The 15,580-nt window shown below is 47.9% G+C and carries 10 protein-coding genes; all 10 read left to right on the forward strand.

Annotated features, from left to right (window positions below; translation table 11 throughout):
• Positions 1–220: 220 nt before the first annotated feature.
• Positions 221–2,008, forward strand: a complete 1,788-nt coding sequence (locus PT964_RS24240) for a glycoside hydrolase family 66 protein (protein ID WP_274365946.1) — start codon at positions 221–223, stop codon at positions 2,006–2,008.
• 151 nt (positions 2,009–2,159) lie between these two features.
• Positions 2,160–3,746, forward strand: a complete 1,587-nt coding sequence (locus PT964_RS24245) for an ABC transporter substrate-binding protein (RefSeq protein ID WP_274365947.1) — start codon at positions 2,160–2,162, stop codon at positions 3,744–3,746.
• Positions 3,747–3,858: 112 nt separating this feature from the next.
• Positions 3,859–6,858: an extracellular solute-binding protein gene (locus tag PT964_RS24250; protein WP_274365948.1), complete on the forward strand. Its 3,000-nt coding sequence runs from the start codon at positions 3,859–3,861 to the stop codon at positions 6,856–6,858.
• On the forward strand, positions 6,848–7,798 hold the full coding sequence (locus tag PT964_RS24255) for a carbohydrate ABC transporter permease (RefSeq protein WP_274365949.1): 951 nt from the start codon (positions 6,848–6,850) through the stop codon (positions 7,796–7,798). Before PT964_RS24250 ends, PT964_RS24255 begins: the two co-directional genes overlap by 11 nt.
• A 25-nt stretch (positions 7,799–7,823) precedes the next feature.
• A complete protein-coding gene (locus PT964_RS24260) occupies positions 7,824–8,693 on the forward strand; it encodes a carbohydrate ABC transporter permease (protein WP_274365950.1) in 870 nt (289 codons plus the stop codon).
• A gap of 1 nt (position 8,694) precedes the next feature.
• A complete protein-coding gene (locus PT964_RS24265; RefSeq protein ID WP_274365951.1) occupies positions 8,695–10,728 on the forward strand; it encodes a YIP1 family protein in 2,034 nt (677 codons plus the stop codon).
• A complete protein-coding gene (locus PT964_RS24270; protein WP_274365952.1) occupies positions 10,719–12,983 on the forward strand; it encodes a DUF5696 domain-containing protein in 2,265 nt (754 codons plus the stop codon). The genes PT964_RS24265 and PT964_RS24270 overlap by 10 nt, the downstream gene beginning before the upstream one ends.
• A gap of 74 nt (positions 12,984–13,057) precedes the next feature.
• Positions 13,058–13,846 carry a carbohydrate ABC transporter permease gene (locus PT964_RS24275; RefSeq protein WP_274365953.1) on the forward strand — a complete coding sequence of 263 codons (789 nt, stop codon included), beginning with the start codon at positions 13,058–13,060 and terminating at the stop codon, positions 13,844–13,846.
• Positions 13,847–13,852: 6 nt separating this feature from the next.
• Positions 13,853–14,827, forward strand: coding sequence for a carbohydrate ABC transporter permease (locus PT964_RS24280; RefSeq protein ID WP_274365954.1), 975 nt, complete (start codon positions 13,853–13,855; stop codon positions 14,825–14,827).
• 27 nt (positions 14,828–14,854) lie between these two features.
• The gene (locus PT964_RS24285; protein WP_274365955.1) at positions 14,855–15,559 is read left to right on the forward strand and encodes a ThuA domain-containing protein; all 705 of its coding nucleotides are present in this window, start codon (positions 14,855–14,857) and stop codon (positions 15,557–15,559) included.
• The last annotated feature ends 21 nt before the right edge of the window (positions 15,560–15,580 follow it).

Raw genomic sequence — 15,580 nt, forward strand, 5'->3', positions numbered from 1 at the left:
TAGGTGGAAAGATGTCATCGGAAATCGAAATGGTTGTCTGCCATTTGGATGACTAGCGTTCTTTTTTCTACCCAAACAAACGACGGCAGCCTATCCCGCGAAAAACGTATTCCTTTTATTCTTAATAATGTAGCATTGTGCTCGTAACGGCGACCTTGTGGTCGCCTTTTCACTGTTGGAGCACCGCAGTTTTTATTGAGATCATAGGAGCTGATTGGGAATGAAGCCTCGTTTAGGGAACGCGATCCGAGCTGCCGCCGTTTACGTATGCACGATTGTCGTATTAATATCCGGGTGCAGCACGGAGCAAGTCGTCGTTGCGGACCAAGTGATCAGTAAGGGGATTATAGAAAATATATCGACGGACAAAGCTTCGTATCTTCCGGGGAAGAAAGTGAAGTTTTCCCTCACATTGAAGCAACCTTATCGAAATTTGGAAATTATCGTTCAGTATCGGCATCTCGAAAAGCTGATCGACCGGCGCAAATTGAGAGCGTCCGGGGACGAAGCCGTTTGGGAGTGGATGCCGCCGAAGGATGATTTCAAGGGCTATATGGCGGAAGTGTTTGTTTCAGAGGAGACAATCGAAGATCACGCGAATATTGCGGTCGACGTTTCATCCGATTGGAGCAAATTTCCGCGTTACGGGTTTTTGTCCGACTTTTCAAAGATGGGACAACAAAGAATGGAGAACGTGATCGAACGGCTCAACCGGTTCCATATCAACGGACTTCAGTTTTATGACTGGCAATATAAGCATCATGATCCGATCAAATTAACCGATGGAGAGCCGGCCCGGGAGTGGCCCGATATTGCAAAACGCCCGGTCGCATACGATACCGTGAAGGGCTATATCGGTCTGGCCCACGCTAAAAATATGAGGGCAATGAATTATAACCTCATATTCGGGGCCTACGAGGATGCGGCAGAAGACGGGGTGAAGCAGGAGTGGGGGCTGTTTAAGGGCCGCAACCGGTCCGAACAAGACAAGCATCCGCTTCCGGGCTGGGCAAGCGATATTATGCTGTATAATCCGGACAATCCCGAATGGCAGCAATATTTGATCGAGAAGGAAAAAAGAGTGTTTGATTTGCTGCCGTTCGACGGATGGCATGTGGATCAGCTGGGCGATCGGGGTACGGTGCTGGATGCGGACGGAAAGAGCGTCAGGTTGTCCCAAGGATATGTTTCGTTTCTTAAGGCTGCGAAACAAAGCTTGGACGTCGATTATGTCATGAATGCGGTCGATCAGTACGGCCAAGGGCTGTTGGCGGCGCTGGCTCCTCTCGATTTTCTTTACAGTGAGGTTTGGTCTTACCCAACCTATGAACATTTGAAAGACATTATCGATCAAAACAACAATTTAAGCAGGGGCCGATTGAATACGGTTCTCGCCGCGTATATCAACTACGAACGCTCCGCTAAAGGGATCGGCACATTCAATGCGCCGGGCGTCTTGTTTGCGGACGCGGTCATTTTCGCTTCCGGGGGAGCTCATCTGGAGCTGGGAGAGCATATGCTTTCACACGAATATTTCCCGATAAAAAATTTATCCGTTCCGCCGCAATTGGATGATCAGCTGATCCGATATTACGATTTTCTTACCGCATATCAAAATATTTTGCGGGACGGTCTGGAGGAATCGAAGCTTTCCGTAGAAAGCCCGGACGGACCGGAAATCACGGGCAGAGCCCAGCAAGGTAAAATTTGGTCATTCGCAAAGCGGAAGGACGGGAGCGAGATCGTACACTTTATCAACTTCACCGATGCGACATCGTTGGAGTGGAGAGATAATATGGGCGATCAAGCCGAGCCGAAGGAGCTTCATGACGTTGGCGTCGTCTTTCCGTCGGACGAGAAGGTGAAAGGCATAATGTTCGCTTCTCCGGATTACTACAACGGTTCGGCGGTAGAACTGGCATTCGAACAAAGGAACGGACAAGTGTACGTGACGCTTCCGCATCTGAAGTATTGGGACATGATGAAAATCGACTACAAGCAGCGGTAGAAATGTGTCTGAATTTTAGGATGATAAATGTCGACGGCGTGAAATGCATTTATCTACCTTAACTCGCGACGCCCTCCTAACTCTTTGGAAGACGACTTCCGTTTATACTAGGTTCTGCAACACAATATTACATTCAAACTTGGAGGGTCATATGAAAAAAAGTTTAATATTATTACTCTCGCTTTCGTTGATTGCCACACTTCTTCTCTCCGCCTGCTCGAAGGATCCGGAATCTACGGAACCGGCGGAGTCGACGGAATCGGAGCAGCCGGGGGATACGGCGTCGCAGGATGAAACCGGTTCCGATGCCAGCGGAATCGACGAAGACGGGAACGGTGTCCCGGATTGGCAGGAGAAGCAGATTGAGCTTACGATCGCCTTCAAGCACTATGGGGAAGACGACGCATTGAACCCGCTCTTTCTGAACGCTCTGAAATTTTCCGAGAAGTATCCGAATATTAAGGTGGTTCGCGATGCGCAGCTGGCTGTCAACCAATCGGACCAGGAGCAGCTTGAAATCCTTACCGCCAGAGCAATGGATGGGACGATTCCCGATATTTTCTATTCGCCTCTTTCGGCTGAAATGTACGATCGGGAGCTAACGCTCGATTTAACGCCGTATCTTGATGCCGACCCGGAGTCGAAATGGATTTCCGAAAACGCAAAAGAGTTTATTAAATCATACGACGGCAAAGAGATATACGGCCTTCCTTGGATGTCCACGGGGCAATTCCCGGCGATAAACATAAGGCTGCTCAGAGAAAATAATATCGCGATCCCGCCGTATAACTGGACGTACCAAGATTATGAAAATTTGCGTTCGGAAGTTGCGAAGCTGACTCCGAACAATCCGATATTCCCGGGCATTATCGAATTCATTGATCACGGACCGCATTACTTTGACAGCATTCCGAACGGTTGGAAAGCCTTTAACACCGAAACCCGCAGATTTGATTTCACGAACAGCGTAGGATTCGGCGCATGGCTCGATCAATTTGCGAAAGAAAACAAGCAGGGCTTGCACTTCTGGGATTTACCGGAAGAGGATCGCAAGAAGAAGGTCGGAGACTTGGGATGGCCTTGGGGCGACGGACTGGAAGTAGTCGGCAACATCTGGATGCACGCATTAAGCGGCGATATAACCGAGATGGTCAAAAACCGCAAAATGGAGATCGATATTTATCCGATGCCGAAAGCGCCTGAAGGCGGAACGACCAGCATCCATGCATACTACGATACGTTAAGCATATCCAGCTTTTTGGCGGAAGATCCCGTAAAAGCGGAAGCGGCATACCATTTGCTGAAATGGTTGACTTACGGTGAAGAAGGATTGAGGTCCCGCTGGGCGTTGATCGACGAATATATGGGACTTCCGGAGGATGCTCCGCTCAGGGCGGAAGACCGGATGGCGGATTTCGTGCAAGGCTGGCCGGTTACGACGAATCCTGAGGTGCTTAAGGATCATCCGTTCGTTAAAGGGTTTCCGGAAGATAGCGAGGCTGCAATCTATAATTTCGCGGCGTTCCAGAACGTCGACTTCCAGCAGATGCTTGCCAATCCGGTCCCTTATCCGAGAAACTTGCCGGCTGTAGCGAAGGTTTACGAGACGCTTAACCCTTGGCAAATCAGAGACCAAATTCGAGACGAAGGCAAGAAATATGACGATGTCGCGGCGGAGTGGGACGAAATGCTGAATAAATCGCTTGACGATTACTTGCGCGAATACAACAAACAATAATTAAAGATGAACGATCAATAGTTTCTAATTGGCAACAATTAGAAACTATTGATTTATTATCAGGTATTTGGGTTATGTCAGTAAAAATTTTGAATCTATAGGTTGTGATTCAATGAAGACAACATCGAAAATCCCGTTTATTGCCGCAGGAATGTTGCTGATCGCGGTCGCGGTATGGCTAATCTACGGCAGCAATGCGAGAGACACGTCCGGCGAGCAGCGTTCCGAAGCTGATTATGCACGCAGCATCGCGGCAGTGGAAGCCCATATAAGCAGCTCCGAAGGAGAAAACAATTACTATAGCGTGTTTAACCGATGGAACAATGCGAGCGTTCCTGTTCCGGCTCAGCGTTACGATATTCCTGCGGCCAAGCTAAGCGGCGGAGCGTCATACGGCAAGGCGCAAAGCGAAGGCTACGAAGGCGATGTCGTTTATGCCGCTCCGAAAGACGTTGTAACCTTTGACGTGGACGTTGCGGAACAGGGGCTTTATGAAATATGGCTTGATTATTATATTTTACCGCAGACGGTTTTGAAGCCTGAGCTGAGGATCGACATTAACGGTAAAAATCAATACAACGAAATGAACAAATTGGTTCTCGGAATGGACTGGCGCCCCGAAGCCGACGAGCGCAAGATCGACCGTTTCGGCGACGAACTGACTCCGAAGTCGGTGATCGTTTCGAGCTGGAAGAACGAAGCTCTTGCCGACCCCAATTACTTTTTCGCGGAGCCGCTGAAATTCCAATTGAATAAAGGAAAAAACACAATCCGAATGACGCTTCACGAGGGGCATATTTTGCTTGGAAGGATCGAGCTTAAAAATACGGACGCCTCCAACGTTACATATGAACAATATCTTGCAAGCACGACAGGAGCGAAAGAGGCTGTCGATCGGCTGGTTACTATCGAAGCCGAACATGTAAGTCTCAAGAATCGGCAAAGCATCCGCAGCAAATACGTAAGAGACCCGCAGATTACGCCGTACGCTTATAAACATAGGGTACTGAACGTGTTGGACGGGTACTCTTTCGGGGACAGCGGGGACAAAGTCTCCTACCGTTTTTCGATAGAAGAAAGCGGTTTCTATTATGTGACATTGAAATACTCCCAAGACACTAATAACGGAATGCCGACACATCGAAAAATTGAGATCGACGGGAACGTGCCGTTTAAACAATTGGAGAACTATTCTTTCGGCTATTCCAGCAATTGGCGAAACGAAACGCTGCACGACGACAAAGGAGAGCCGTTCCGGATTTATTTGGAGCAAGGGGAGCATACAGTAACGCTTTCCATCGACAACACCAGTGTAAAAGAAGTATACCATGAGCTGCTCAAGACTTTAGAAGCAATCGACGCTACGGCGCAGGAAATCAACCGGTTGACCGGCGGGCTTGTCGATAAAAAGCGCAAATGGAAAATCGAGAAGTATATTCCGAACATCTCTACTTATTTGGTCGGCATCGCGGGCAAAATCGAACAGCAAAAGGTTGCCTTAATCGAGCTGACCGGCAATAAAGACCTTCCTGTCATTACGGAGCTTTCCATTGCAGAGGGGCTTGTCCGTGAATTTATTCAAGATCCGGAAGAGCTGCCTCATTATATGAACAAGTTCAATGAGGGGCAGTCGTCGGCTTACGGAAAAATAAAAACGATTCTGCCGATGCTTGTTTACAATCCGATGCACCTCGATAAAATTTACTTCCACAGCGGCGGAGAGCTGCCGGCGGCGAATGCCGGTCTGCTTACAAGAGCCGTTGAAAATACGAAGGCTTTCTTATATTCCTTTGTAAACCCCAGATATGCAAGTGCGGCGGGCATGGATGACAACACCGTCGAAATTTGGGTAAATCAATCCAGACTGTATGTGGAAATCATGCAGCGAATGATTGACGAGGAGTTTACGCCGGAGACCGGAATCAAAGTGAAGCTGTCCCTCCTTCCGGATGAAAACAAAATCGTGTTATCGAACGCAGCCGGCAGCACGCCGGATGCAGCATTAGGAGTCAGCCACGGCAGACCGTTCGAGCTCGCGCTGCGGGGCATCATCGAAAACTTAAGAACGTTTGACGGATTTTACGAATTAGCCGAGGAGTACGATCCGAGCGCGTTCGTACCCTTTATTTACGACGAGGGCGTGTACGCCTTCCCGGAAACGCAAGACGTCAAGTTGTTGTTCTACCGTAAAGATACTATGGAGTTTCTTGGGGAGGAACCGCCGCAAACATGGGATGATGTCGTCAGCCTCGTTCCCGTGCTGCAAAAGTACAACATGAACTTTTATACGCCGCTCGGGTCGGATAACGCGTTCAAAGGTTTTGACGTGACTACGCCGTTCATCTACCAATTCGGCGGGCGATTGTACGATGAATCGGGAAGTAAAGTCGTTATCAATAAAGAAGGCGCGTACAAGGCATTCGAATTTATGACGGACTTGTTTACGGTATACAATATCCCGATCACGACCTCCGAGTTTTTCCAAAGCTTCCGAAACGGAAAGACGCCCGTCGGCATCGGCGACGCGAATATGTATATTCAATTGAAGCATGCCGCGCCGGAGCTGGCCGGACAATGGGGAGTACTGCCGATCCCGGGAGTCATGAACGACGAAGGAATCATTGAGCGGTGGGATCCGACGTACGGCAGCGCAAGCATTATATTCAAGGGCAGCGACAAGAAGCAAGAGGCTTGGAAATTTATTAAGTGGTGGGCGAGCGCCGACACGCAGAGCGACTTTTCGTACAATATTCAAGCGACTTTAGGAGAAAAGTTCCTGTATATGACGGCCAATTTGAAAGGGTTTGCGAAAAGCGCTTGGCCTTCCGATTCGAAAGACGTCATTTTGGAGCAATGGAAGTGGATCCAGGCGACGGGGAAAGTGCCGGGGGACTATGTACTGGAACGTGAAATCAGCAATGCTTGGAACCAGGTCGTATTTAGCAAGCAAAATCCGCGCATAGCGATCGATAATGCGGTAAAGACGATCAACAGGGAATTGGAACGGAAATTGACGGAGTTTGGTTACATTGAGAAAGGTACATTAATCAGACCTTACGTTGTTCCAACGATTGAAAATGTAAAGAACTGGGTGAGAATCAATGGAAACTAGCGTCAGGGTAAAAGTCAAAGGCAACGCCGAGCTTAACCGGCAGTGGAAGCATCGTCTTGTTAAAGCAGCGGATTCTCCCTATTTCTTTATACTGCCGTATGCCGTTCTATTTTCGTTATTGATCGTGCTGCCCGTGGGAGTCGCTATGGCGTTGTCTTTTACTTATTTTAATACCGTTGAATTCCCCGAATTCGTCGGCTTTAAAAATTATGTCGATTTGTTCACAGGCGACTCCGTGTTTCTGCAATATGCCATATCCAACACGCTGCTCTATTCCGTCATCGTAGGTCCGATCGGGTACATGCTTGCGTTTTTCCTTGCTTGGATGCTTTCGCAGGTTCCGCATGGCATTCGAACGATCTATACCGTTATCATTTATTCGCCGTCCGTAACCGGACCGGTCATGATGGCTGTCGTATGGAGGGTGCTGTTCAGCGGGGACCAAGCGGGTTATTTAAACTACTGGCTTCTAAGAATGGATATCATCCAGGAACCGCTGCAATGGCTGAAGTCCCCTGATTTGCTTGTGCCGATTATGATTTTTATCGGACTGTGGGGGAGCATGGGCGTCGGCTTTTTGGCTATGCTTGCCGGCTTGATGAACATCGACAAGACGTTATATGAAGCGGCTTACATTGACGGAATTCGGAACCGCTGGCAGGAAATTTTCTTTATTACGATTCCGTCGATGAAGCCTCAGATGCTGTTCGGAGCCGTCATGGCCATTATCGGAACCTTCAATGCATCCGGGATCGCCGCTACGCTCAGCGGGGGAACGCCGCCTCCGCAATATGCCGGGTGGATGATCGTCGACCATGCCAACGATTTCGGCTTCGTTCGTTACGAAATGGGATATGCGTCCGCGGTCACTGTGGTTCTGCTGTTAATCGTTATTTTGTTCAACAAAATCAGCTACAAATTGTTCGGAGACAACAAATAAACTCAATACTTTACTGGTAAGTGTGGTGAGAAGTTTGATCAAAATTAACCCCGGCAAGTTCCATAAGGATCAGATGAGCTTTCATGTAACGTTAACCGTGTTATGCGTGTTTATGGCTCTGCCGATTGTGTTTATCGCGAATCATGCCTTTAAACCGTTTACGGAGCTGTTTGCGTATCCGCCTACTTTTTTCGTAAAGCAGCCTACGATGGAAAACTTCCGTCTATTGCTCAACTTTTCGGCGGAGTCGGGAATACCGGCGTCCAGGTACGTGTTCAACAGCTTGCTGACAACCACAATCGTCATTCTGTTAACGTTGTTGATCAGCTCATTGGCGGCGTTCGGCTTGTCTAAGCTTCAGTTCAAAGGCAAGGACACATTTAACAGGATCAACACGCTCGCGCTGATGTTCGTTCCGGTCGCCGTTTCGATTCCACGGTTTCTAATCATCGAGAAGCTGGGGATCTTCAATACGTACCTCGCGCACATTATCCCGATGCTGGCGATGCCGATCGGTATTTTCCTCATCAAGCAATTTATGGACCAAATTCCGAATGATTTGATCGAAGCGTCGAAGATGGACGGGGCGGGGAATTGGCGGGTGTATTGGAACGTGATGCTGCCGCTGGTCAAACCGGCGCTCGTAACGGTCGCGATCCTAACGTTCCAGGCGAGCTGGGGAAATGTCGAAGGCTCGTCCATCTTTACGGATGACGAAACGCTGCGGACGCTCCCGTTCTATATGAACACCTTAATCGCTCAATCGGGCAACATTGTTGCAGGCGCGGGCTTGGCGGCGGTAGCCGGGTTGGTCATGTTTGTTCCTAACCTGATTCTGTTCATCATTTTACAAAATAAAGTCATGGATTCCATGGCTCATACGGGGATTAAGTAATATGAACAAACGGAACATTGCAGGTGCGCTGAAGTTTGTTGCCGCGGTTATGTTGATTTATTTTTCTATTCCTTACACACATGCCGCCGCCGAGGCTCCTTACTATACCTACACTAGCGACAGTGAAGGGTATACGATTAAGACCCAAGCCGCATACACGCCGGCCGCACAAATTTTGACAATTAACGGCCAGAGGCTTGAGACGCCGGAGCATGTGTTTGTCGACCGGCAAGATTATATTTATATTTCCGATAGCAAGCTGAACAAAGTTTTTATATTAGACAGCAATTACCGCTTTGACCGGGAGCTGACCAGCGACAAGTTTTCCGCCATTAAGAGCGTGTTCGTTACGGATCAATATATTTATGTGGCGGACGGGTCAAATAAAATACTCGTGTTCGACAAGCCCTCCCATACGTTGGTGCAAGAGATAGGCACGCCCGATTCGCCGATTTTCTCGGAAGGCTATAAATTCAACCCGACGCATATTGCGGTAGATGTCAGAGGCAATATTTACGTTCGAAGCTCCGGCTCCGTAAACGGCCTGATCATGTTAAACCGAGACGGCGAGTTTATTAGCTTCTTCGGAGCCAATCCGCTGAAGGTTCCGATTATGGATCGGATCCGTTCTCTTCTTCTGACTAAGGTCCAGGAAGAGAAAATTCAGAAGGTGCAATCCGACGTGCCGAGCAATATAGCGATCGACCGGAAAGGCTTTATTTATACAGTCACTTCATCCGTAGAGACAAACCCGATTAAGAAGTTCAATGTGTCCGGCACGAACTATTTCCCGGACAATATGGTCGGAACGTTCTCGATGGAGAGCGTCTGGATCGGGAAGCACAACAACGTCTTCTCCGTCAGCTCGGACGGTTGGATTTTTGAGTACGATGCCAACGGGAATTTGCTGTTTATGTTCGGAGGCAAAGATTTTAACTCGATCCGATTAGGTTTGCTAAGCCGGCCGGTCAGTATCGCTTCCAATTCTTCGGACGAGCTGATCGTCGTCGATCAAGGCACAAATTTGATCCAAACGTATCGTTCGACCGAGTTTGCCGATGCCGTACACAGCGCCATGGACGCTTATCAAGACGGCGATTACGAGAAAAGTAAAGAGCTTTGGAAATTTACGCTCCAATACAATTCCTTGTTTGACAATGCTCATATCGGCTTGGGCAGCGCGTTTCTCCGCGAGGGCGACGCCTACGCTGCAATGGAGGAGTTTTGGGATGCGAAGTACAATACGGGCATATCGGAGGCGTTCTGGGAAATTCGCCAGAAGTGGCTTCAAAACAACCTGAATGTTGTATTTTCGATCTTAGTCGCCATATTGATCCTCGGCTATGCTCATACATTGTTAAACAAAAGATACGGGTATGCCGGAGCCATCGGCGGCAAGCTGCGAATCGTGAGACGAATAAAAGTCGTTGATGATTTGCTTTACATTTCCAGCTTTTTGAAACGACCGTTAAACGGATTTTACGAAATCCAGTACGAAAACAGGGTGTCCCGTACATCGTCGACCGTCATCTACATACTCGTCATCGTTATGGTGATCGCACTGTATGAATACGCGAATCCGTTGTTTGTGCCCAAGCACGGGTATTTTCTGCACGAATTGTCTGTCATGATCGGCCTGGCTGTGTTGTGGGTATTATCCAATTACTTAATTTGCTCCATCTCCGACGGCGAAGGGAAATTCAAGGACGTATATAATGCTACCGCATACTCCTTGAGTCCGATGCTCGTGATCATCCCTCCGCTGATTTTAGTAAGCAACGGGCTGACGCTGGAGCAATCGGTCTTTTATCATTTGCCGGTCCAGGCGATCACGATTTGGGTCGCGTTTCTTATGTTTTTCATGATCAAAGATATCCATGGCTATGAAGTCGGAGAAACGGCAGGCGTTATTATTAAAAGCTTATTTACGATGCTTGTCATCGGTTTGTTCTTGTTTGTGTTTTATTCGCTAGGCAGTCAACTGCTTGGTTTCGTGCATGATGTCTTGACGGAGGCGGGCAACAGATGGTCATGAAACTAATGAAATACGGGATTGTCATTGTAATCCTTGCGGCATTCGGCGTGAGCTACTTGTTGAAGGGTGTTCAAGATGTCAAATACGGAGTCGCCGTGGCTCAAAGCAATCCTATAGACATAGCGGTTAACGAACAACCGAATTCATGCGACAGAGCGGCTGCCGAAACCGTCATTCCGAAATCGTTTAAGAAGGTGGCGGAGAACGAGCGGCTCGAGCTGTACTTGGAAGAAGAGAGCGTCGCCATTGCCGTTAAAGACAAATGCAACGGATACGGATGGTTCTCTTACGACGTCAACACCGATTTGAGCGAGGCCGGATACAGCGCCGAAATGATCAATTACATCAAATCCGGAATTTCCATTATTACGTACGATAAATTCACGCCGGGGCGAAGAACGGTCCTGGGAGACAAAGCGCAAAAACAATATCAAATGAAAGAAGACGGATTTACCGTAACCGTCGATTTCACCAAGGCTCAGGTCAAATTCGATGTTTCCGTTACCTTAAAGGCAGGGGATGTTATCGTTCAAATTCCTAAAGAAAGCGTGAAGGAAGATCCGGATTTGTGGCAGCCGGGGAACGACGACATTTCTTTAAGCGAAGTGATTTTGTATCCGTTCTTCGGAAGCGTAACTCACAAAGACAACGGATATATGGTCATTCCGGACGGTTCCGGCGCGATCGTGAAATTAAGCGAAACGCCGAAATACGCAACCGGTTATTCAGCCCCGGTGTACGGATCGGATCCCGGCTACGAAAGCGCCGTGTCAATTAATGCGAAGCGGATCGCCGTCAAGCCGTTGGAACGAGTGTCCATGCCGATGTACGGCATCATCCACGACGTGGACCGGGCCGGATTGCTGGTTATTTCGGAAGACGGCGCCGGTTACGCAACGTATAACTATGTTTCCAAGGGGCTGCAGTCCGATTATTACCAGTCGTATTTCAATTATATTTATCGGGCCGCTTACTCCCAATTCCAAAGCCGGGTAAAGGAAGACCAGCACATCTTAGGCTTCCAAGAAAAGCCGAATCAGTTCGACTTGGTTCAACGCTATGTGTTTCTGAACGGGAAGCAAGCGAACTACGTCGGGGCGGCCAAAGGCTTTCGCGACTTTCTGGTGAAGAAAGACGGATTAAGCAAGAAAGCCGAATCGGGATTCGGCAAAGTTCCGATGAAAATCGATTTTATTAATAATGAAGTAACGATGGGGACGCTAGGGGCCGAAAATGTTCCCGCAACGACATACAAACAGGCGAGGGAAATTGTACAAACGCTTAAGGGCAAAGGCTACGATGCGTTACATGTTTCTTTCAGAACCTTCAGCAAAGAGGATCTTGGGTATCGCTTCAAGGCGATGAACAATCTCGGCGGAAGCGGCGCATTAAAGGAGACAACGGATTATTTCGACGCGAATCATGTTAAGTTCAGCTATTATGCCGATTATGCGAGATCCTATTATGAAAAGACGCGGTATACAGCCAGTAAGCTGAACAGAAAAGATATGGGTGTGGCGAACGAGAACAAATCGCTGTTCAACTTCTTGAACAATCCGAAGTATTTCAAGGTCATGGCGGAACAAGATCTAAACGCTTATAAAAAATTCAATATTCGTTCATTGGCCTTGGACGGCTTTGGGGCAAGCCTATTCACTCATTACGATCACGGAACGATCGGTTATTCGAACGAGGGGATGGCTTACATTGAAAATACGCTGCAGCAGCTGAAGGAACAAGGGATAGAAACGAATCTATATACGCCCGATGCTTATCTCTATAAATATATTAACGATTATTACGACGCGCCGATCGCTTCCTCGGAGCTCATATTCATCGACGAGACGATCCCGCTTGTTTCGCTCGTGTTAAGCGGCTACGCCGATCTGTATTCGCCTTATATGAATTTTTCGTCGAATGATACCGACTCGATGCTCCGGTTGATTGAGTTCGGGATTTATCCGGCCTTCGTATTAACGGGCGATTCCACATACGACATTAAATATACCGCTTCCAACGACGTTTATACTTCGGAATACAAATATTTAAAGGATCGCATGGACTTTTATTATTCCTCGATCAGTCAAGCATTAACCGAAGTGTTAGGCAGCGAAATGGTCGATCATCGGATGATTGAACCCGGAGTGGTGCGGGTCGAATACAGCAACGGGAAGAAAATACTCATCAATTACAACAGTACGGACATGACTTATGAAGATGTGAAAATTAAATCAAAAGGGTTTGTGATTTTATGACAACTCGCTTGAGTATGAGAATCAAACAGGGCTTAACAGGCATACTCTTCATAAGTCCTTGGATTATCGGTTTTTTGGCATTTGTCACCTATCCGTTGTATAAAACGATTTTCATGAGCTTCCATAATGTTTCCTACGGATTAAAGTCGGGATGGAGATATAAATGGGTCGGCGCGGAAAACTATCACAGAATTTTGTTTGAAGAAACGGACTTTGTCATTGAAGTTCAAAATTTTTTCGTCAGCACGCTGCTTTACGTGCCGGTCATTATTGCACTGTCGGTGATCATCGCCATGCTGCTCAACCAAAAGGTGAAAGGAAAATCGTTTTTTCGCCTGCTGTTTTTCTTGCCGATCATTATATTGAACGGCGAATTGATGGAAAACATGAGCAGCTACGGGGGCATGTCGATTATCGCCAATCGTTTCATTCTGGAAACGCTGTTTACGATTATTCCATCTAAAAGCGCAGTGCTATTGATCGTCGATTTATTCGATCTGATTGTTCAATTGCTTTGGTATAGCGCAGTACCGATCCTGCTTTTCCTGGCGGCGCTTCAAAAAATCAGCAAAGACATGTACGAGGCAGCATCCATCGACGGAGCGTCTCCTTGGACGAGCTTTTGGAAAATTACGCTGCCTACCATTTATCCGCTAGTAAGCATTTGCGTCATTTACATCGTCGTATTTCTGGCTAACTTCGAAGCGAATCCGATCAATTCGATTATTATGAATTCGAAATTCGACGGGTCAAGGCGGGAAGGGTATGCCTCCGCATTAGCGATTCTTTATTCCGTCGTACAGATCGTATTGATTGCGATTTTGTATTACGCGACTCGCAGCAAAAATACGAAGGGGAGGTGATCGGAGATGACAAGCGCGCATGTTCGCATGAAACATCAATTGGGGCGGTACACACCCTCAGTAAAGAAGCTGCTCTTCGGCATGCAAATCAGCGACGGCATCGTGTACAAAGCGGCGACCTACGCTACGCTCATCGTATTTGGGTTTGTATTCTTGTTTCCGCTGCTTTATATGCTGTCGGCGAGTCTGATGTCCAATATGGACTTGGTGGATAACACCTTCGAATGGATTCCTTCCAGTCTATATACCTTTAACTATGAAGCGACATGGAGAGCCTTACGGCTGCCGAACGCTTTCTTTACAACTGCAATGGTGGCCGGTGCTTCTACCGTCAGCGTCATTCTTTCTTCCTCGCTGATCGGTTACGGGTTAGCCCGCTTTCAATTCATAGGTAAAAGTGCAGTTTTCGCTTTGCTGTTATTTACTTACATCGTTCCGAAGACATTGTTTTTCATTCCTAGATTTCAAATTTATATGGAGCTCGGGTTGAAAGGGAATCTCGGGGCGTTGGTGGTGCCGGCATTAACGGGTCAAGGGGAGCAGGCCGCACTGTTTATTCTCATTTTCTATCAGTTCTTTAAAATGATTCCTAAAGCGCTGGAGGAAGCGGCGTTTATCGACGGAGCGGGTGCGTTAAGAACGTTCTGGAATATAGCGATCCCGATGGTCGGTCCGGCTTTTATTATCGTCGGCGTTTACGGCTTCTCCATTTATTGGAACGAAACCTTTTTAACGAACTTTTATTTAGATGGAAAAATAAAGACCGTGCCGATGCTGCTCGCCGGATTGGAAAACAACTTCGGCGCGGCGGTGAACGATATCGGAGGGGGAGATTTCAGTAAAAATCCAAATCTGAACTATACGGAGGCCAAAGCGTTCGCAGGTACTTTGATTTCCATTGTCCCGCTGGCGCTTATGTATCTTGTCGTACAAAGATGGTTTGTGGAAAGCATCGACAAAACAGGCATTACCGGCGAATAAAACAATCAACAGGGAGAGATGTTCACTATGGTAAGAGTAACGGTATGGAATGAGAATCGTCACGAGAAGCACAATCCGGTTGTAAGCGGAATTTATCCGAACGGCATTCATGGCGCGATTGCATCCTTCTTAGCCGAAGCGGGTTTTGTTGCAGGGACGGCGACGTTAGATGAGCCGGAGCACGGCTTAACGGATGATGTATTGAACAATACCGACGTACTGATTTGGTGGGGACATCTCGCCCACGGAGATGTAAAGGATGAAATCGTTCATAAAGTACAACAGCGCGTGCTTAACGGAATGGGCTTAATCGTGCTTCACTCCGGCCATTTTTCTAAGATTTTTAAGGCATTAATGGGCACAAGCTGCGATTTGAAATGGCGGGAAGCGGACGACCGGGAACGCCTTTGGATTGTGGCGCCGAGCCACCAGATCGCCGAAGGAATCGGGGAGTATATTGAGCTTGAAAAAGAAGAGATGTACGGCGAGCACTTTGATATCCCTGCTCCCGATGAGCTCGTCTTTGTCAGCTGGTTCGAAGGCGGCGAAGTGTTCCGCAGCGGCTGCACATATACGCGCGGCAACGGTAAAGTGTTTTATTTCAGACCGGGCCATGAAACGTATCCGACCTACCACAACAAAGAGATTCAGCGTGTCATTATTAATGCGGTGAAATGGGCGCAGCCTGTCGACCGCAACCGCCCGGTTTACGGACATTCTGAGTTAGACTAAAAAGTGGACACTCCGAATTAG

Source organism: Paenibacillus thermotolerans (genome assembly GCF_028745515.1).
Lineage (GTDB): Bacteria > Bacillota > Bacilli > Paenibacillales > YIM-B00363 > Paenibacillus_AE > Paenibacillus_AE thermotolerans.